This window comes from Colwellia sp. BRX10-1, from assembly GCF_014077545.1.
GTDB lineage: Bacteria > Pseudomonadota > Gammaproteobacteria > Enterobacterales > Alteromonadaceae > Colwellia_A.
In genome coordinates this window covers 1-430 of sequence record NZ_JACGWC010000109.1, presented here as the reverse complement: position 1 = coordinate 430, position 430 = coordinate 1, and the positions used below count along the sequence as shown (strand labels likewise).

The 430-nt window shown below is 41.4% G+C and carries 1 tRNA gene and 1 rRNA gene; both read right to left on the bottom strand.

Features of this window, described 5'->3' with window-relative positions:
• Positions 1-149: 149 nt before the first annotated feature.
• Positions 150-226, bottom strand: a tRNA-Ile gene (locus H4J75_RS19755).
• 106 nt (positions 227-332) lie between these two features.
• Positions 333-430 (bottom strand): 16S ribosomal RNA (locus tag H4J75_RS19750); the annotation flags it as partial.

The following is a 430-nucleotide window of genomic DNA, read 5'->3' as shown; positions in this document are numbered from 1 at the left end:
TTCTTAACGCGCATTCGGTTAAAAACGTGGTTTAAAAAACCAAATTAATATTCACTCACCAGATACTGAAACACGTTCAGCATGACGAAAGTAAACCTTAATTTGGTCTTTTCTTTAATGAAGAAGATTAATCAATTCAGTGTATGAATTGGTAGGTCTGGGCAGACTTGAACTGCCGACCTCACCCTTATCAGGGGTGCGCTCTAACCAGCTGAGCTACAGACCTATCTTATTAGCAAGCCCAAGGGCTTTCTTCTTCTAATTTGTTATCATGTAATTTGTGTAGACACTCGTGAAACCGAAGTTTCCATTAAACTGTTTTTACTTCAAGATAAGGAGGTGATCCAACCCCAGGTTCCCCTAGGGTTACCTTGTTACGACTTCACCCCAGTCATGAAACACAAAGTGGTGACCGTCCTCCCGAAGGTTA